Source organism: Gemmatimonadota bacterium (genome assembly GCA_009841265.1).
Lineage (GTDB): Bacteria > JAAXHH01 > JAAXHH01 > JAAXHH01 > JAAXHH01 > JAAXHH01.
In genome coordinates this window covers 142,682-161,395 of record VXMB01000007.1, presented here as the reverse complement: position 1 = coordinate 161,395, position 18,714 = coordinate 142,682, and the positions used below count along the sequence as shown (strand labels likewise).

General features: G+C 59.2%; 19 protein-coding genes. 18 read left to right on the top strand and 1 reads right to left on the bottom strand.

The window, feature by feature from the left end; all coding sequences use genetic code 11:
* Positions 1-176 precede the first annotated feature (176 nt).
* From F4X08_02405 to F4X08_02330, 16 genes are all read left to right on the top strand, one after another.
* Positions 177-845, top strand: coding sequence for a cytochrome c3 family protein (locus F4X08_02405; GenBank protein MYD24647.1), 669 nt, complete (start codon positions 177-179; stop codon positions 843-845).
* Positions 846-887: 42 nt separating this feature from the next.
* Positions 888-3,908 carry a 4Fe-4S dicluster domain-containing protein gene (locus F4X08_02400; protein MYD24646.1) on the top strand — a complete coding sequence of 1,007 codons (3,021 nt, stop codon included), beginning with the start codon at positions 888-890 and terminating at the stop codon, positions 3,906-3,908.
* Between the two features lie 13 nt (positions 3,909-3,921).
* Entirely contained in the window at positions 3,922-5,316 is a 1,395-nt protein-coding gene (locus F4X08_02395; protein MYD24645.1) for a hydrogenase, read from the top strand.
* Positions 5,317-5,318: 2 nt separating this feature from the next.
* Entirely contained in the window at positions 5,319-5,867 is a 549-nt protein-coding gene (locus F4X08_02390) for a DUF3341 domain-containing protein (protein ID MYD24644.1), read from the top strand.
* Between the two features lie 4 nt (positions 5,868-5,871).
* Positions 5,872-6,459: a cytochrome c gene (locus F4X08_02385; protein MYD24643.1), complete on the top strand. Its 588-nt coding sequence runs from the start codon at positions 5,872-5,874 to the stop codon at positions 6,457-6,459.
* On the top strand, positions 6,456-7,667 hold the full coding sequence (locus tag F4X08_02380; GenBank protein ID MYD24642.1) for a hypothetical protein: 1,212 nt from the start codon (positions 6,456-6,458) through the stop codon (positions 7,665-7,667). Before F4X08_02385 ends, F4X08_02380 begins: the two co-directional genes overlap by 4 nt.
* A 42-nt stretch (positions 7,668-7,709) precedes the next feature.
* A complete protein-coding gene (locus F4X08_02375) occupies positions 7,710-8,135 on the top strand; it encodes a hypothetical protein (protein MYD24641.1) in 426 nt (141 codons plus the stop codon).
* Positions 8,136-8,139: 4 nt separating this feature from the next.
* Positions 8,140-9,051, top strand: a complete 912-nt coding sequence (locus tag F4X08_02370) for an SCO family protein (GenBank protein MYD24640.1) — start codon at positions 8,140-8,142, stop codon at positions 9,049-9,051.
* A gap of 39 nt (positions 9,052-9,090) precedes the next feature.
* Positions 9,091-10,038 carry a cytochrome c oxidase subunit II gene (coxB, locus tag F4X08_02365; protein ID MYD24639.1) on the top strand — a complete coding sequence of 316 codons (948 nt, stop codon included), beginning with the start codon at positions 9,091-9,093 and terminating at the stop codon, positions 10,036-10,038.
* On the top strand, positions 10,035-11,708 hold the full coding sequence (locus tag F4X08_02360; GenBank protein MYD24638.1) for a cytochrome c oxidase subunit I: 1,674 nt from the start codon (positions 10,035-10,037) through the stop codon (positions 11,706-11,708). The genes coxB and F4X08_02360 overlap by 4 nt, the downstream gene beginning before the upstream one ends.
* Positions 11,709-11,784: 76 nt before the next feature.
* The gene (locus F4X08_02355; GenBank protein MYD24637.1) at positions 11,785-12,417 is read left to right on the top strand and encodes a cytochrome c oxidase subunit 3 family protein; all 633 of its coding nucleotides are present in this window, start codon (positions 11,785-11,787) and stop codon (positions 12,415-12,417) included.
* 10 nt (positions 12,418-12,427) lie between these two features.
* Positions 12,428-12,805: an oxidase gene (locus F4X08_02350; protein ID MYD24636.1), complete on the top strand. Its 378-nt coding sequence runs from the start codon at positions 12,428-12,430 to the stop codon at positions 12,803-12,805.
* A gap of 330 nt (positions 12,806-13,135) precedes the next feature.
* Entirely contained in the window at positions 13,136-13,645 is a 510-nt protein-coding gene (locus tag F4X08_02345) for a hypothetical protein (protein MYD24635.1), read from the top strand.
* 236 nt (positions 13,646-13,881) lie between these two features.
* Entirely contained in the window at positions 13,882-14,775 is an 894-nt protein-coding gene (locus F4X08_02340; GenBank protein MYD24634.1) for a trypsin-like peptidase domain-containing protein, read from the top strand.
* 336 nt (positions 14,776-15,111) lie between these two features.
* On the top strand, positions 15,112-15,423 hold the full coding sequence (locus tag F4X08_02335; protein ID MYD24633.1) for a hypothetical protein: 312 nt from the start codon (positions 15,112-15,114) through the stop codon (positions 15,421-15,423).
* Positions 15,424-15,526: 103 nt separating this feature from the next.
* Positions 15,527-15,718: a hypothetical protein gene (locus F4X08_02330; GenBank protein ID MYD24632.1), complete on the top strand. Its 192-nt coding sequence runs from the start codon at positions 15,527-15,529 to the stop codon at positions 15,716-15,718.
* Between the two features lie 49 nt (positions 15,719-15,767).
* On the opposite strand, the gene F4X08_02325 is transcribed toward F4X08_02330, so the two are convergent.
* On the bottom strand, positions 15,768-17,033 hold the full coding sequence (locus tag F4X08_02325; GenBank protein ID MYD24631.1) for a DUF1624 domain-containing protein: 1,266 nt from the start codon (positions 17,031-17,033) through the stop codon (positions 15,768-15,770).
* A 109-nt stretch (positions 17,034-17,142) separates the two neighbouring features.
* On the opposite strand from F4X08_02325, the gene F4X08_02320 reads away from it, so the two are divergent.
* Positions 17,143-18,309: a histidine decarboxylase gene (locus F4X08_02320; GenBank protein ID MYD24630.1), complete on the top strand. Its 1,167-nt coding sequence runs from the start codon at positions 17,143-17,145 to the stop codon at positions 18,307-18,309.
* Positions 18,306-18,713 carry a hypothetical protein gene (locus F4X08_02315; GenBank protein MYD24629.1) on the top strand — a complete coding sequence of 136 codons (408 nt, stop codon included), beginning with the start codon at positions 18,306-18,308 and terminating at the stop codon, positions 18,711-18,713. Before F4X08_02320 ends, F4X08_02315 begins: the two co-directional genes overlap by 4 nt.
* The last annotated feature ends 1 nt before the right edge of the window (position 18,714 follow it).

Genomic DNA, 18,714 nt, shown 5'->3' with positions numbered 1-18,714 from the left:
ACCATGAAGATGACGATATGACTGGATTTCAGGTCCTCGGGCCGACGGTCAAAAAAACGAATTGAACTGCCGATTTATATTGACTTTGATGGCGACTCGGTATATCGTGCATGACTGTTGTTGAGAATCCGGTCATTTGGTGAAAAACGCATCCGAGAAAGATAGAACGAGTTCATATGCCACAGATTTTTTCCCCCGCCGCGAATACGTGGCTCAAGGCGAGCATCGTCGGCGGGGCGCTTCTCCTGGCAACCACATTCGGCGTCATATTCTACCTCGGCTCGACCTCTTACGTTACCCGGCAGCACCAGGTTAGACCCCAGCCCGTTCCTTTCAGCCACAGGCACCACGTCAATCAGCTCGGCATCGACTGCCGGTACTGCCACGCGTCGGTGGAAACGAGCGCCTTCGCCGGCCTGCCGCCGACCAAGACCTGCATGAGCTGCCACTCCCAGGTGTGGACGGACGCGCCGATGCTCGAGCCGGTGCGAGACAGTTACGCGACCGGGGTGTCTCTCGAATGGACCCGGGTGCACGACCTGCCGGACTACGTGTATTTCAATCATAGTATTCATATAAACAAGGGCATCGGCTGCGAGTCCTGCCACGGCGCCGTCAACGAGATGGCCCTGATGTGGCAGGAGGAATCGCTGCAGATGATGTGGTGCCTCGAGTGCCACCGCGGCCCCGAGGAATTCATCCGGGAACGGGCGGACGTGTACAAGTTCGAATCGCAGCCCGACTACTCGGCGCCCATGGACCAGAGCGCCCTCGGCGCGCAACTGATCCGGGGCTACCGGGTCAACAAGGATCAGCTGGAAGACTGTTCCATCTGTCATCGATAGTCCATCGGCCATCGATAGCGACGACAGCCACGGTATCGTACCATGAACCAGACATCGGAACGGCACATCACGGAAGCAGGAGCGATGAACTCAGGAAAGAACGGCGCGCCTGAATACTGGCGCAGCCTGGATCAGCTGGCCGAAACGGACGAGTTCCAGTCGTTCATGGAGAAGGAATTCCCGCAACACGTGGAAGAGGTCAAGGCGAATCCGGTCAGCCGGCGGAAGTTCCTGAAGCTGATGGGCGCCTCGATCGCCCTGGCCGGCGCCACCGCCTCCGCATGTACCCGCCAGCCTTCCGAGAAGATCATCCCCTACGTGCTGCCCCCGGAAGAGATCGTCCCGGGCAAGCCTCTGTACTACGCCTCGGCCTACGTCCACGACGGGGTGGCGAACGGCATCCTGGTGGAAAGCCACATGGGCCGGCCCACCAAGGTGGAAGGCAACCCGGAACATCCCGCCAGCCTGGGATCGACAGACGTATTCGCCCAGGCTTCCGTCCTGACGATGTACGACCCGGACCGGTCCCAGTCGGTGATCAGGCGGGGCCGCATCACCACTTACGACGCCTACCTGAACGAACTGAACGAAGCCCTGTCCAACCAGGTGGAGAAACAGGGCGGCGGCATACGCGTACTTACAGGCACCGTCACCTCGCCGAGCCTGCACGGGCAACTGGAAGCCCTGCTGGCCAAGTACCCCGGCGCCCGTTGGCACCAGTACGATCCGGTTACCCTGGACAACGCCAGGGAAGGTTCGCGACTGGCCTTCGGCGAAATCGTCTCCACCCGCTTCGACGTCGAAAAGGCGGACGTGATCCTGTCCCTCGACGGAGACTTCCTGACCACCGGCCCCGGTGCCGTGCGCTATGCGCGGGACTTCGCCTCCCGCCGGGACGGGAACGATCCGGACAACATGAACCGGCTGTACGTCATCGAGAGTACACCTTCGCTGACCGGCGCGCAGGCCGACCATCTGCTCAACCGCCGCGCGGGAGAGATCGAAGGGCTCGCCCGGTCGATTGCCGCGGGGCTCGGCGTATCCGTATCCGCCGGCGCGGAAGGCGACGAGGACACACAGCGCTGGGTATCCGCCGTGGTGGACGATCTCCGCGCGCACGCCGGCGCCTGTCTCGTGGTCACGGGCGATCACCAACCGCCCGCCGTGCATGCCCTCGTCCACGCGATGAACGGCGCGCTGGGCAACACGGGCAATACCGTTTCCCATTCCGAGTCCATCGAAGCGTCTCCCGTCAACCAGACCGAATCGATCGCCGCACTGGTCGACGACATGCGGAACGGCGAGGTCGACCTGCTGGTCATGATCGGGGCCAACCCCGTCTACAGCACGCCGGCGGACCTCGCGTTCACGGCGGCCATGGACAACGTGGCCATGCGCGTGCACGCCGGCCTGTATCACGACGAGACGGCGGAACTTTGCCACTGGCACCTCCCGATGGCCCATGACCTGGAAGCCTGGAGCGACGCGCGGTCCTACGATGGCACGTTGACCGTCGTCCAACCGCTCATCGCCCCGCTGTACCGCGGCAGGAGCGCCCACGAAATCGTGGCGGCGCTGACAGGCAACGCCATGAAGAAGAGCTACGATACCGTCCGCGAGCACTGGCAGGCCCAGGGTTATCACGGGTCGCAGGACTTCGAGGTCTTCTGGCAGACCTCCGTGCACGACGGGTTCATCGCCGGATCCGCCCTGGCGACTAAAGCTGTATCCGTCGGCGACATCGCCGCGGCCGTGGGCGAGGCATCGGAACCCGAAGCCGGTACGGAGCTCATTTTTCGGGCGGACCCGACCGTATGGGACGGATACTACGCCAACAACGGCTGGCTGCAGGAACTGCCCAAGCCGCTGACCAAGCTGACCTGGGATAACGCCGCGCTGATGGGTCCCGCCATGGCGAATCGGCTGGGGGTCGAAAACACCGACGTGGTCGAACTGATCTATCGGGACCGCGCGGTGAACGCCCCCGTGTGGATCCTGCCCGGACACCCGGACGAGACGGTCACGGTGCACCTGGGCTACGGCCGCCGCCGCGCGGGTCAGTTGGGCACGAACGCGGGGTTCGACGCCTATTCGATCCGACCCTCCACCCGCCCTGATTTCGGCGGAGGACTGCAGGTTGCGCCGACCGGAGATACCTTCGACATCTACAGCACGCAGGACCACCACGCCATGGAACTCGAAGGCATGGGCAGCATGTCCCGCGACCGCAACCTGATCCGCGCCAGCGACATCGAGACCTTCAAAGACGATCCCCACGTGATCCAGGAGATGTGGGAGGAGCCCGATCCGGAACGCAATCTCTATCCCGACGATCACGCCTACGACGGGCCCAACGCCTGGGGCATGGTCATCGACCTGAACAAGTGCAACGGCTGCAATACGTGCACCATCGCCTGCCAGTCGGAGAACAACATCTCCGTCGTGGGCAAGGAAGAAGTGGCCAATGCCCGCGAGATGCACTGGATCCGGATCGACCGCTATTACCGGGGAGACCTCGACGCGCCGGAGACTTTCCATCAGCCCGTGCCGTGCATGCAGTGCGAAAACGCGCCCTGCGAACTGGTCTGCCCCGTCGGCGCGACGGTGCACAGCAAGGAAGGCCTGAACGACATGGTCTACAACCGCTGTGTCGGCACGCGCTACTGTTCCAACAACTGTCCCTACAAGGTCCGGCGGTTCAATTTCTACCTGTACGCCGACTTCGAAACGCCGAGCCTGCAGCTGGGACGGAACCCGGACGTGACGGTACGCAGCCGCGGGGTCATGGAGAAGTGCACCTATTGCGTCCAGCGCATCAACGTCGCCCGGATCGAGGCGAAGAAGGAAGACCGCGACATCGCCGACGGCGAGATCCTGACGGCCTGCCAGCAGGCCTGTCCGTCCCAGGCGATCACCTTCGGGAACACGAAGGACGAGGATAGCAAGGTTTCCAGATTGAAAGCCAGCCCGTTGAACTACGGGATGCTGACGGACCTGCTCACCAAGCCGCGCACGACGTACCTGGGTCGGATACGCAATCCGAACCCGGTCCTGGAGGCGTGAGAGGAATAGCTCCTTGTCGCAACAGGAACAGGCAGTCGACATAGAAAAGGTCGATAAGTACACGGGCGACGGTTTCGTAGCTCCCGAGTACGACAACACCACCGTCACCCAGAAGATATCCAATATCGTCCTTAGATCGGGTTCGCCCTGGGGCTGGTACCTGGCCGTGGCGGTCCTGCTGCCCATCGTCGGCATGCTGGGCATCTCCATCACCTGGCTGGTGCTGATCGGAACCGGCATCTGGGGGCTGAACGTGCCGGTCGGCTGGGGATTCGCCATCATCAACTTCGTCTGGTGGATCGGGATCGGACACGCCGGGACGCTCATCTCCGCCATCCTGCACCTCATGCGGCAGGACTGGCGCAACTCGATCAACCGGTTCGCGGAAGCCATGACGATCTTCGCCGTGATGTGCGCCGGCATGTTCCCGCTGCTCCACGTGGGCCGTCCCTGGCTGGCCTACTGGCTGCTTCCGCTGCCCAACACCATGTCGCTTTGGCCGCAGTGGCGCTCGCCGCTGGTCTGGGACGTCTTCGCCGTATCCACCTACTTCACCGTTTCCCTGATCTTCTGGTACATGGGGATGATCCCGGATCTCGGCACCCTGCGGGACCGGGCGAAGCATCCTGTAGTCGCGCGGATCTACGGCATATTTGCCATGGGCTGGCGCGGCGCGTCCTCCCACTGGGCCCGTTACGAGAAGGCCTACCTGATCCTGGCCGGCCTGTCCACGCCCCTGGTCCTGTCCGTGCACTCCATCGTTTCGCTCGACTTCGCCGTCTCGCTGATCCCTGGCTGGCACACCACAGTGTTCCCGCCCTACTTCGTGGCCGGCGCCATCTACGCTGGATTCGCCATGGTGCTGACGCTGACCATCCCCGTGCGGCACTGGTTCGGCCTGCAGGGACTGATCACGACGCGCCACCTGGAGAACATGGGCAAGGTGACCCTGGCGACGGGCTTCATCGTCGTATACGGATATGCCATGGAGGCCTTCATATCGTGGTACAGCGCGAGCCCGTACGAAGGGTTCATGATGTGGAACCGCATGACCGGCCAGTACGCGCCGGTTTACTGGGCGCTGATCTTCTGCAACGCCGTCAGCATCCAGATTCTCTGGTGGAAGCGCGCCCGCCGAAGCCCCCTCGTGCTGTTCATCGTCTCCCTGATCGTCGGCGTCGGCATGTGGCTGGAACGGTTCGTCATCGTCGTGACCAGCCTGGCCAACGACTACATGCCTTCGTCGTGGGACTACTACGCGGGCACGATCTGGGACTGGAGCCTGTACATCGGGACCATCGGTTTCTTCCTGTTCATGATGTGCCTGTTCATCCGGTTCCTGCCCATGATCCCCATGTCCGAGATGAAGATGATCATACCGAAGCACCGGAACAAGAAGGACGCCTAAAGATGAATCACGGACCCGCCCAGCCCGAACTGCGCGGCCTCGTGGCCGAGTTTGAAAACGAGGAAGCCATCGTGGAAGCCACGCAGAAGACCGTGGACGCCGGGTACCATCATATCGAGACCTACACGCCCTACCCCCTCGACGAGTTGCTCGACATCCAGCACCTCCACAAGAACAAGGTGGCGCTGGTGATCCTGATCGGCGGGCTGACCGGATGCGCCGTGGGTTTCTTCATGCAGTGGTTCGCCTCCGTGATCCACTACCCGATCAACGTGGGCGGCCGTCCCCTGAACAGCTGGCCGGCCTTCATCCCGGTCATGTTCGAGTGCACGGTCCTGTTCGCTTCCTTCGCCGCGCTGATCGGCATGATGGTCATGAACAAGCTGCCCCGGCCGAACCATCCGCTTTTCGATATCGAGCGGTTCCGGTACGCCACGCAGGACCGGTTCTTCCTGTGCATCGAGGCGGAAGACCCGTACTTCGAAAAGGACGCGACCCGGCAGTTTCTGGAAGAGTTAAACCCCCACGAGGTGAATGAAGTTGAAGCGTAGCCCCATGGCCTTCATATACGCCGGTTTCCTGTGCGTCCTGTGCCTGGCCGCCGCATCGGCCTGCCGGCAGGACATGCACGACCAGCCGCGCGCCGAGCCCTTCGAGGAGAGCGACTTCTTCGGCGACCGGCGGTCGGTGCGTCCCGCGGTGGAAGGGACCATCGCCCGGGGAAACCTGAGACTGGACGAGCATTTCTATACGGGCAAGATCGACGGTGCGCTGGCGACGACGTTCCCCAGCACGGTTACCATTGAAATGCTGAAGCGGGGACAGGAACGGTACGACATCTACTGCGCGCCGTGCCACAGCAAGACGGGCGACGGACTCGGCATGATCGTGCAGCGCGGCATGAAGCAGCCGGAGTCCTTTCACAGCCAGCGGCTCCTCGACGTGGAGGTGGGGCATTACGTCGACGTGGTGACCAACGGCTTCGGCACCATGTACAGTTACGAGGAACGCATCGATCCGGCCGACCGTTGGGCCATCGCCGCTTATATCCGCGCGCTGCAGATGAGCCAGGGCGCCAACCTGGCCGAACTGCCGGAATCCGATCAGCAAAGAATTCAACAAATCGTGGAAGTGGAAGAATGACAGCGATCTCCAGCAATCTTCTGGCGCAGTTCAGCAGCATTCAGACCCGGGCTTTGACCGTCGGCGTCATCCTGGTGCTGGGCGGATTGCTTTACGCCTTCGCCACGGGCGCGATGTCCGGTTTCTACCAGGCCTACCTGGTGGGCTACATGATCTGCGCGGGCATTGCCCTGGTATGCATGGCCTTCACCATGCTGCACCACCTCATCGGCGGCCGCTGGGGATTCGTCATCCAGCGCCTGCTCGAAGCCGGCATGAGCACGCTGCCCGTACTGCTCGTCCTCTTCATACCCATCGTGCTGGGCATGCACGACCTGTACCACTGGACGCACGCGGAAGTGGTGGCTGTCGACCCGATCCTGCAGCACAAGGAATCCTATCTCAACGTGCCCTTCTTCATCGTTCGGACCGTGTTTTATTTCGCCATCTGGATAGCGGCTTCGTCCCTGCTGATCAAGTGGTCCATCGCCCAGGATACGTCGGGAGATCCCAGGCTGAACGACAAGATGCGTAATATCTGCGGACCCGGCGTCGTGGTGTTCGCCCTGTCCATGACCTTCGCGTCCTTCGACTGGATCATGTCCACCGATCCGCACTGGTTCTCGACGCTCTACGGGGTCATGATGATCGTGAACGCCGGAGGCGCGACCCTTTCGTTTGTCATCATCATGATGACCTGGCTCCGGAAACACGAGCCCATATCAAAACTCGCCGACGCGGACCGGTTCCACGACTGGGGCAAGCTCCTGCTGGCCTTTACGCTGCTCTGGTTCTACATGATGCTGTCCCAGTTTCTGATCATCTGGGCGGCGAACCTGCCGGAAGAGAACCCCTGGTACGTGCACCGCGTGCACGGCGGCTGGGAAGTCCTCTCAGTCGTCCTGGTCCTCTGCCGGTTCGTCATCGCCTTCTTCCTGCTCCTGTCCATACCACGGAAGCGGGACCCGCGGAGGCTGGTACGCGTGGCCTGGTTCATCCTGGTCATGCACCTGGTCGACATCTTCTGGCACGTGGCGCCGAATTTCCGGCTCGACGGGTTCAGTGTCAGCGTGATGGACGTGATGGTTCCGGTCGGACTGTTCGGCATCTGGTTTTTCTTTGTCCTGAACCGGCTGAAGCGGTTCCCGTTGATCCCGCAGAAGGATCCCCGGTTCGAGGAACTCGTGGCTTCGGTCTCGAAGGCGCCGGTCTCGAAGGCAAAGGCCTAGGAACGTGTATTATAAGAGGAACGTGTATTATAAGAGGACGGCATGAATCACGGCGAAAACCATAACATCGTTGACCAGGTCTCGGTAGAACGGGGACATGAAGTATTCGAGACCAACGTGCCCCTGGTCATCAAGTTCGGCATCGGCCTGACGGCGCTGGCCATCATCTCCATGGTACTGATGTGGCTGATGTTCGTGGTGATCGAAGACTACAACGCGATGACATTCGACGCGCCGGCGCCTCTGATCGAAGCGGACGCGTTACCGCCCGAACCCCGGCTCCAGGTCATCCCCGAGGAAGACCTGATTGCCCTCCAGGAGGCGGAAGCGAAGAAGCTGAATAACTACGGGTGGGTGATCCGCACAGCGGAAATCGTCCAGATTCCCATCGAGCGGGCCATGCACCTGATCGCGACCGACGACCGGTACAAGCTGCCCTCGGCGTGCGATACCGGGGAAGGACCGTAGGATGATGGCGAGCAAACCATACAGATACGCCGCAGTTGCCGCGGGGCTTATTGCGATCGCGGTCCTGATCGTGGCTCCCTGCGACATGCATGGACAGGAAGGCGATAGCGGCCCGGCCGTCATGAAGGATATCGGCTCGGGACCCGGCCTGGACGCGAGCGCCACGCCCGAGATCCTGAAGCACGTGGGTATCGAACAGAGAATCGGCGTCTCCCTGCCCCTGGACCTCGAGTTCAACGATGAAACGGGCACGCCGGTAAGCCTGGGCAGCTACTTCGGCGACAAGCCGGTCATCCTGACGCTGGTCTACTACGATTGCCCCATGCTGTGCACGGAAGTGCTCAACGGGCTCAACCGCAGCCTGGCCCCCCTGAATTACAGTATCGGGGAGGAATTCGAGGTCGTGACCGTCAGTTTCGACCCCCGGGAGTCCCCCACTCTTGCGTCGCAGAAGAAGGCCGTTTACACGCAACGCTACGGGCGGCCCGGCACCGGGGAAGGCTGGCATTTCCTCACGGGCGAAGCGGCGGCGATCGACGCGCTGACGGAATCCGTCGGCTTCAACTACGTCTACGACGAAACGGAAGGGCAGTTCGTCCACGGCAGCGCCATCATGATCATCAGTCCGAAGGGCACGGTATCGCACTACTTCTTCGGGATCGAGTACCCGTCGGAGGACATCCGGCTGGCCATCATCGAATCTTCCGAGGAAAAACTGGGCAACGTGTTCGACCAGATCATGCTGTACTGTTTCAACTACGATCCCGAGCAGGGCCGGTACGGCGTTGCCATCATGAACGCGATGCGCCTCGCGGGGCTGGTCACGCTGCTGGCCATGGGTTCCTTCATGGTCGTCATGTTCAAGCGGGACCGCCGGCGGCGGCGGGAACGGATCGAACGCGGAGATGATGCGTAACCGGACGATGAAGGCCGGACTTAACCGTAAAGTGAGCGTATGAACAACCAATTCCAACTGCATCCCGAGATCGCATCAACCTTTGCCTTCGAAGTCGATCTGCTGTATTTTTTCGTAGTGGCCGTCAGCATATTCTTCATGGCCCTGATCTGCGTGCTGATCTTTCTTTTCGCCATGAAGTACCGGCGCCGCACCGAGGACCAGCAGGCGGAAACGCAGACCCACGGCCACCTGGGCCTCGAAATCACGTGGTCCGCAATACCGCTCGTCCTCATGCTGATCATGTTCGCCTGGGGCGTCTGGCTTTTCTTCCGGGTATACCAGATCCCGGACGGCGCCATGGAGTACTACGTGGTCGGCAAGCAGTGGATGTGGCACGTCCAGCATCCCACGGGCCAGCGGGAAATCAACGAAATGCACGTGCCGATCAACACGCCGGTGAAGCTGACCATGGCTTCCGAGGACGTCATACACAGCTTCTTCATTCCGGCGTTCCGGGTGAAGAACGACGTGATTCCAGGACGGTACACTTCGTTGACCTTCGAGGCGACGAAGCCCGGCAAGTACCACCTGTTCTGCGCCGAATACTGCGGCACCGAACACTCGATGATGATCGGAAGCGTATACGCCATGGAACCGGAGGACTACCAGGACTGGCTGGGCGGCGGCGTGTCCGACGAGACGCCCGAGGAGGCCGGGGCGCGGCTCTTCTCGCAGCTCAACTGCGATACGTGCCACAGCGACCAGGCCGCGGCCCGTGGGCCGTCCCTGAACGGAAAATTCGGCACGGAGGAAGTCCTTGCCAGCGGTGAACGCATCCTGATCGACGAAGCCTATATCCGGGAATCCATCGTCAATCCCAGGATCCGGATGGTGGCAGGCTATCCGTCGATCATGCCGACCTACCAGGGTCAGATTACGGAGACCAACATCTTCAATCTGATTTCCTATATCAAATCGCTGCCGAGTACGGAGGGCGCCCAATGAGCACGATAGCCCAGCAGGGGGCTGCCGAACACCGGATGCCCCGCGACCACTTCCTGAACGCGGCCTACACGATCAAGTCCTGGCTTTTGACGATGGACCACAAGCGCGTGGGGCTGCTGTACCTGTTCTCGATCACCTTCTTCTTCCTGATCGGGGGCACCTTCGCCAGCCTGATCCGCCTGGAACTGGCAACGCCCGAAGCGGATCTCATGGAAGCGGACCAGTACAACGTGGCCTTCTCCATGCACGGCATCGTCATGATCTTCTTCTTCCTGATCCCGTCCATACCGGCCGTGTTCGGGAACTTCATCATGCCCCTCATGATCGGGGCCAAGGACGTGGCTTTCCCGAAGCTGAACCTGATGAGCTGGTACCTCTTCATCTTCGGCGGTACGTTCGGCGTGCTGACCACCCTGCTCGGCGGGGTGGACACGGGCTGGACCTTCTACACCCCCTTCAGCAGCACCTATTCCAACAGCAACGTGATCCTGGCGGGCATGGCCGCCTTCATCGCCGGTTTTTCATCCATCCTGACCGGGCTGAACTTCATGGTGACCATCCACAAGATGCGGGCGCCGGGCATTACCTGGTTCAAGATGCCCCTCTTCGTCTGGGGCATGTACGCCACGAGCCTCATCATGGTGCTCGGCACGCCGGTCATCGCCATCACGCTGGCCCTCATGATGGTCGAGCGCGGGCTGCACATCGGCATATTCGATCCCGCCCTGGGCGGCGACCCGGTCCTGTTTCAGCACCTGTTCTGGTTCTACTCCCATCCGGCCGTGTACATCATGATCCTGCCCGGCATGGGGGTCATCTCCGAGGTCATCGCCGCCTTCAGCCGCAAGCGGATCTTCGGCTACGAATTCATCGCCATGTCCAGCGTTTCGATCGCGGTCCTCGGCTTCTTCGTCTGGGGCCACCACCTCTTCGTGAGCGGGCAGTCGATCTACGCCGGCATGGTCTTCTCCTTTATCACCATGCTCGTGGCGGTGCCTTCGGCGATCAAGGTATTCAACTGGATGGCGACCATTTACAGGGGATCGGTCTCCTATGACGCCCCCATGCTCTACGCACTGGGCTTCATCGGACTCTTCTCCGTGGGGGGCCTCACCGGCGTGTTCCTGGCCATCATGGGGCTGGACATCCACATGCACGACACGTATTTCGTGGTGGCCCACTTCCACTATGTCATGGTGGGCGGCGCGGTGACGGCCTTCATGGCCGCGCTGCACTTCTGGTGGCCCAAGATCTCCGGCCGGATGTACCCGGAGGGCTGGTCGCGCCTGGCCGCCTTCCTCATCTTCGCCGGGTTCAACCTGACCTTCTTCCCGCAATTCATCGTCGGGTACCTCGGCATGCCACGGCGGTATCACGTCTATCCGGAAGAATGGCAACTGCTCAACATCATGTCGTCCGCCGGCGCCACCATCCTGGCGGCGGCCTTCATCGTCCCGGCGATCTACCTGCTCTGGTCGCTGAAAAACGGCAAAATCGCCGGTCCAAATCCGTGGCGGGCTACGGGGCTGGAATGGATCCTGTCGTCGCCGCCGCCGGAACACAACTTCCCCACCACGCCGATCGTGGAGGAGGAGCCGTACGACTACGGCGAGGTGATCGACAACCCGGTGCACGAGGAAGAGCACGAGAAAGAACGCGAACACGCGTAGAAGGAGCAAGATCGTGTCAGTCAGTACGGAAGCGGCCGCCCACGGCCACGATGAACACGCCGCGCATCCGGAATACATGCGTCATCAGTTCGACGACATGGACCAGCAGAACGATGCCGCGAGCCTGGGGATGTGGCTGTTCCTGCTGACGGAGGTCATGTTCTTCGGCGGGTTCTTCCTGGGATATTCGATCTACCGGAGCGAGTATTACGAATCCTTCGTCATAGGAAGCCAGAATCTCGACGTCTTCCTGGGCGGCCTGAACACCGTCGCCCTGATCACAAGCAGCGTCACCATGGCCTTCGCCGTCCGGGCGGCCCAGCTCGGCAAGAAGAACCACATCCTGATCTTCCTGGTGCTGACGCTTGTACTCGGCCTCGTGTTCATGGTGAACAAGTACATCGAGTATTCCCATAAGCTGCACGACGGCCTGATCCCTGGATACAATTTCCTGTGGACCGGCCTGGGCGACGGGCAGACCATACAGCTGTTCTACGGCTTCTACTTCTGTATGACCGGAACGCACGGCCTGCACGTCCTCATTGGGCTCGTGCTCATCGTCTGGCTGCTGATCCGCGTCTGGCAGGACAAGTTCACCCCCGAGTACTACGCGCCGATCGAAAATTTCGGCCTGTACTGGCACTTTGTCGACCTGGTCTGGATCTTCCTCTTCCCGCTGCTGTACCTCATCGGCGGACTGGCTGTATAGGAATCATACCATGACTGAACGCGCAGAACACGACCATCAAGCCGAAGGCGGACATCAAGCCGAAGGCGGCGGCCACGGGGACCACCACGGCCCCCACATCGCCACCTCGGCCAACTACCTGACCATCTTCACGGCGCTGCTGGTCCTCACCGCCTTGACGGTGTGGGCGGCCACCCTGGAAATGGGCTTTCTCAACACGCCTGTGGCCATGTTCATCGCCAGTGTCAAGGCGATCCTGGTGATCCTGTACTTCATGCACCTGAAGTTCAGCCCCGGCCAGACCAAGCTCGCCGCCGCCGCCGCCATCTTCTGGCTGCTGATCCTTCTCATCATCACCTTCTTCGACTACATCGGCCGCACCTGGCAGGACAATCCCGCGGGCTGGTAAGACTGCGGGATTACCTCAGACAGTCCTTCAAACATCCCGCTTGATACGCGAAATGTACCTTCGCGTCCACGCTTTATTCCACCATTCCAGCCTAGGTTTCTAAGGCTTGTTTGAATCGCGTTTTTACTCCTTGACGTATTTTTATTCACTACTAATATAACTGTTTGTACTATTTTCTTATCATTGGTTTTATTTACTATTGTGGATTTATTTGTACCACTGATTTAAACACTGTCGATCGGTGTTTTATAAACGATCCAATGATTGAGGATTGGACTTCATAATCTTTCACTTTTTCTCATTATCAGTTCGGTTCTAAGGGAGATTGGTATGGATTTGATAAGTGGTACTCTTCGATTCGGAATTGCCTGTATCGCGCTGGTCTCAGTATTGAATACTGGTTGTGGAGCAATTATGCAGGGGACTAGGCAGACGATCCCCGTTCAAACATCACCCAATGCCGTTTCAATAGATGTCGGTGGTTTCTCGTATACGTCTCCCACCACTTTAGAATTAGAACGTAAGAATGACTACATTCTGAAGTTTTCAAAAGATGGTTATGAATCTGCTCAGATTCAGATTACGAAGCATTTGAGCGGTAGTTATCTCGTGTTGGACGTCTTGTTTACAGGTTTGATTGGGGTAGTCGTGGACGCTGCCACTGGTGCTTGGAACAATCTCAAACCCGAAGCCGTCACGGTGTCGTTAAGCAAAATGAGTTCCAGGACTGTTGGTCCAGCTAGAATTGAAATTGCAATAAAAAGCATGGAGCAGACCGGCGTATTTGAAATCGATTCAACCATTCCTGAAGTCAAGATTCAGGTGATACCCGTCAAATAAAACGGACTAATAGGGTGCATTCACCACTTTGAACTTTCGGAAGGATAGAATCTATGATATCCCGTTTTGGCGCAGTGATTATCTGCTTTGCACTGCTCGCTTGCGAAGGAAAACCAGGGCCGACAGGGCCTGCAGGATCGAGAGGGCCCGCAGGACCACAGGGAGGGACAGGATCCACAGGACCACAGGGGCCGGCAGGCGAACCTGGACAGACCGGTGCCCAAGGCCCGCGGGGATTGCAAGGTCCGCGGGGGCCAGCGGGCGAACCATTGAATTGGGCGGATGTGATTGAGGAAGGGCAGTTAAACGATGCGACTTATGCCATCGGCTATCAAGTGCTTGGATTCAATTTCGTTGTAGGGTCCGGTTTTAATGCTCACTTTAATAATGTTATTTGGACCAACGCCCATGTTGTAAGGGGACTTATCGAAGGTCTTCGCAGCGTGAGGCACTTAAACCCAAAACCATTTGCGGTGAAAACAGGCACCGAAATCGGCGGATCGGATTCGTACGCTTTGAACACATTCATTGAACATCCTGAATATGATGGCACAGTGGATTCTCCTGATGTGGCAGTATTTATCGTTGAAGCCGATTTTGGACGAGTTCCTTCTTTTCTACCACGTAACCAAGCACGTAATCTACGGGTTGGACAACCAATAGGCACAATAGGATTCCCGGGGGAGGTCGCCGATCCATTTACATCGTTTCCCATAGCCACATTCAAGGACGGTACCATCAGTGCTTTTAGGCCATACGGAACAGAGCGTCCCACCGCTGACAATAGCCGCGTTGTTCAGCACAACCTAGATCTGTCTGGTGGCACAAGTGGTAGCTTCATCTTCGATCATGAGGGGTTTATCATCGCTGTAAACAACGCTGGTACGGAACGACTCGTGTTCGATCAACGCACTGGTCGGCCACAACGTATTCCAACGGGAAACATTGGATTTGGTATCCGTGTAGATGACGTATGGCGTCTTGTAGAATTGGGAAGTAGCGGGACATCACCAAGAATAACAATCAGTAGAAAGAACGTCTTTATGCGGCGACTACCTACACGAGACTATCCTCACGATACATATCAACCGTTCCCTTTAAACTGGAACGGGCAGACTGTATTGCCTTAATGTAGTCGCATTTTTTTTTGTATTCCCCTTAACCCCGCTGACGTCCGACGACCTTTCATCAAAGGTACCAGGCGACAGAGGGGTTCTTTATTTGGTTTTTGTACGGTACTAAACAACCAACACGCTCGGATTCGTTTTTCAACGACGGTAATCCAATACCTCCCCCTCTCTCTCAAAAAAACCACGATATCCCCCTTTCAATTCTGACTATTCCCTTTAGGACATGGGACGTGTATTGTGCCGCGCGGAATCTCCATCATGGCCGGTACCCGATCCCGTATCATTCGTGTATGCTGTATAACCAGTCGGTTCATTCAGTTGCATAAGGAGGGGGTCATGTTGAAAGGTATCTCGGATACGAACACGGAAGAACAGATATTGCGCTCTATAGATGTTCTTAAAGAAGTTGTACTTTCATCAAGAAAGGAAACCAAACAGCGCTTTGAACGTGTTGAATCCGACATCAAAGGCATCCGTACGGAGATGAAGGAGTTCCGAACGGACGTCAATCAGCGCTTTGAATGTGTTGAATCCGACATCGGGGAGATCCGAAACGACATCGGGGAGATCCGAAACGACATCGGGGAGATCCGAAACGACATCGGGGAGATCAAGGAAACGCTGCGAGAGATGAGCGGCCGCGGTTGATCGAGTCAGAAGGAATGCCGCGCCGACGTCATCGTGTCTTGGGGAGCACACAGAAGATCGAAGACATCAAGCTTACTCGCAGTTCGCACAATAGGAGTACGTCATGTGGGAAAACCCAATCACATACGCAGTACTTTTGGCCGGGATGGGCAGTCTTGTCAGCATAGGCATATGGATCGGCAGAATCAATTCATTCAAAGCTTCTGTTGAAAGCACGCTCGCGGAAATCAAGGAATCCATCAACAGTATTCAGGATTCCATCGAGAAGATACTGCTCCGACTTACGCCAGACTGAAGCGGATGGGCACGTGTTATGTGCGTCGGGAACAGCTTGCGAGCCCTGGCTAGATATACCTCACCCAGCCTTTGGGGCGGCGGGCTTTGAAACGGCGGAACCACAGGCACACCGGATAGAGCAGGATCAGCACCCCCAGGGCGGCCAGGTAGGCGGCGCCCAGTCCTTGCTGCATGAACATACCCAGGGCCAGCCCGCTGAAGATCAGGATGTGCATATGAATCAGGTAGAAGAAGAAGGCGGTCTGGCCGAACACCAGCAGGGGATTCCGGTTTCGGATCGGACTCTTCAGATTGCGCTGGTACCGGAAGAATCCGGACAGTACCAGGGCCATCAGACCCAATTCCAGCAGGGCGAAGGTCAGGCTTGGCGGGTATTTGCTGACATAAAGCCACTGCACCAGGGAAAAGTCCTCGCGAAGGAGCAGCATGTTGCCATAGCCGTTCCAGGCGCGGAACAGCACAAACAGGCCCAGCGCCAGAAGCCCCGCGATGACCAGCAGGCGTTCGACCGGCATCGAGGACCGTGGCGCGCCTGCGCGCGCATCGACGGTCGAGCCACTTGAAACATTGGGCGACGGCGCAGGGGCAATCGATTGTTGCACCAGAAAGCGTCCCAGCAGCCAGCCCAGGATCATCATCCCCAGCCAGGGCACGAAGGGATACTGCACCCACAGGGGTATGGGGCCGATCTTGACAAGCAGCCCCGGATGAAAAAATGGGTTGAAAACGCTCATCCAGCCCAGGTTGCGGACCTGGGCGGCCGCCTCGTTCATCGCTTCCTGATCGAATTCCCCGTCCGGCATCGGCATCTTCGTCACCTCGCGAATCATGTCGGCCGTAATGCCACCCAGGTGCATGATGCCCCAGAACACGGCTTCGTGCAGGAACAGGATTGAAAGCGCGGCGATCAGCAGCGTGCGGGTGGACAGGCGCCGCAAGGGGATCATGCAGATCAGCCCCATGGCGATGGCAAACAGGACCTGGAGGCTGAAAGGAGACCACCACAGCAGTTCGAAAGCAAGGATGACGAGCGCCCGTTTGAACAGGTGCCGGTCCAGGTCGCGGTCACGGGCCCCGGCAATACGGCGCCGCTCGAAGCTCAGGGCCAGCGCCGTCCCGGCCAGGAAGACGAAGGTCGGCGCGCACAGGTGGGTAATCCAGCGTGTGAAGAACTGGGCGGCGGGGAGCGTAGACCCCGTCTCATCGGCGTACCACGAATCGTCGCCGAGCCGGCCGCCGTTGAACGCCAGGCTGGCGTGGTCGACGGCCATCAGGACCATGACGAGGCCGCGCATCCAGTCGATGGCCGCCATGCGGTTGGCGTCTGTGATCAGCGGTGTGCCGGCCTCCCCCGTATCTTGTACCGTTCGGCTATTCGAGATTTCCTGACTCCCTGATCTGTTTTTGTGTAGATTACACGTTATGACCACGCGACCTGCATACCCTGACCCGGTTGCCGAGTCGGCCGTTCTCGACGAGCGAAGCACGGCAAGGCTGGATGCGCTCTACGAGCGACTGACCTCCCTCAGGAAGGTCTCCATCGGCTATCCGTGCAATCACCGGTTCGATTTCGCCCCGCTCTTCCGTTTCATGGAGTTTGCCGTCAACAACCTGGGCGATCCGTTTTCGGGCAGCAACTTCCGCATGAACACCCACGACTTCGAACGCGAGGTGATCATGACCTTTGCCCGCCTGACGGGGATCGGCAACGAAGATTGCTGGGGCTACGTTACCAACGGCGGGACGGAGGGGAACATGTACGGCCTCTATCTCGCCCGGGAAATCTATCCGGACGGCATCGTCTATTTCTCCGAGGATACGCATTACAGCGTCAGCAAGATACTAAGGCTGCAACATACGCGCAATATTATGATACGAAGCGGCCATACCGGTGAAATGGACTACCGGGACCTGGAGGAGAGCATCCGGATCCACCGCGACGTGCCGCCTATCGTGTTCGCCAATGCCGGAACGACGATGACCGGCGCCATCGACCGGCTGGACCGCATTCGGGAAGTCCTTGAAAGACAATGCACGCCGAACGCGTACATCCATGTCGACGCGGCCTTTTCGGGCATGATCCTGCCGTTCGTGGACGATCCGCCTCCCTGGCACTTCGGCGATGGCGCCGACAGCATTTCCATTTCGGGGCACAAGATGATCGGATCTCCCCTGCCGTGCGGCGTGGCCATGGTAAGGAAGACCCACATGGAACGTATTTCCCGTTCCGTCGAATACGTGGGCGCGCTCGATACCACCATAAGCGGATCCAGAAACGCGATTACACCCCTGATGCTCTGGTATGCCCTGCGCCTGCAAGGCGACGACGGGTTTCGAGACCTGGTCGGCGAGTCCCTGCAAAAAGCGGCCTATGCGGAGAAGGCGCTGAACGAGATCGGCGTGAAGGCCTGGCGTAATCCATACTCGGTCACGGTCGTCTTTCCCCGGCCGCCGAAGGTCATAATGGACAAATGGGTGCTTGCCGGTTCCGGCGACATAGTGCACCTCATAGCATTGCCCGGCGTTTCCTGGGAAACGCTTGAGGAGTTCATCGACGATATGCAGCGAGAGACCGAGAAAACCGCATGAATGAAATCATCATCCCGGTAAAAGAACCTCCCGGCACCCTGGCGGCCGTCTCCGAATCGCTCGCCCGTGCCCGGATCAACATCGAATTCATTGAGGCCCGCGTGGTGGGGGAGAGCGGCATCATCGTATTGCGCGTGGACCGCTATGACGCCGCGCTCAGGATACTGAGGGATGAGGGGTACCGCGCGGTTACCGAGGACGCCCTTGTGCTGGACCTGGAAAACCGGCCCGGCGCGTTGGCGGAAGTGGCCAGGCGCCTGGCGGACGCCAGGATCGGCATCCGCAGCCTGCGGATCGTCGAACGGGCCGGTGAACGAAGCCTGGTGGCGTTGGTCGCGGATGATCCGGAAGCCGCCCGTCGGGTACTCGCCGAGGAACTTGTGGGTGGGGCAGGACTTGAATAAA